This is a genomic window from Salmonella sp. SAL04162, from assembly GCF_046551535.1.
GTDB classification, from domain to species: domain Bacteria; phylum Pseudomonadota; class Gammaproteobacteria; order Enterobacterales; family Enterobacteriaceae; genus Salmonella; species Salmonella enterica.
This window is the reverse complement of record NZ_JBGDVX010000048.1, coordinates 1-634: the sequence shown is the minus strand read 5'-3', so window position 1 is coordinate 634 and position 634 is coordinate 1. Positions and strand designations below refer to the sequence as shown.

The following is a 634-nucleotide window of genomic DNA, read 5'->3' as shown; positions in this document are numbered from 1 at the left end:
AAGTCTCAGGGAGAACTCATCTCGGGGCAAGTTTCGTGCTTAGATGCTTTCAGCACTTATCTCTTCCGCATTTAGCTACCGGGCAGTGCCATTGGCATGACAACCCGAACACCAGTGATGCGTCCACTCCGGTCCTCTCGTACTAGGAGCAGCCCCCCTCAGTTCTCCAGCGCCCACGGCAGATAGGGACCGAACTGTCTCACGACGTTCTAAACCCAGCTCGCGTACCACTTTAAATGGCGAACAGCCATACCCTTGGGACCTACTTCAGCCCCAGGATGTGATGAGCCGACATCGAGGTGCCAAACACCGCCGTCGATATGAACTCTTGGGCGGTATCAGCCTGTTATCCCCGGAGTACCTTTTATCCGTTGAGCGATGGCCCTTCCATTCAGAACCACCGGATCACTATGACCTGCTTTCGCACCTGCTCGCGCCGTCACGCTCGCAGTCAAGCTGGCTTATGCCATTGCACTAACCTCCTGATGTCCGACCAGGATTAGCCAACCTTCGTGCTCCTCCGTTACTCTTTAGGAGGAGACCGCCCCAGTCAAACTACCCACCAGACACTGTCCGCAACCCGGATCACGGGTCCACGTTAGAACATCAAACATTAAAGGGTGGTATTTCAAGG

General features: G+C 54.9%; 1 rRNA gene. It reads right to left on the bottom strand.

Annotated elements, in window-relative coordinates:
- Positions 1-634 (bottom strand): 23S ribosomal RNA (locus ACLJRH_RS26235); the annotation flags it as partial.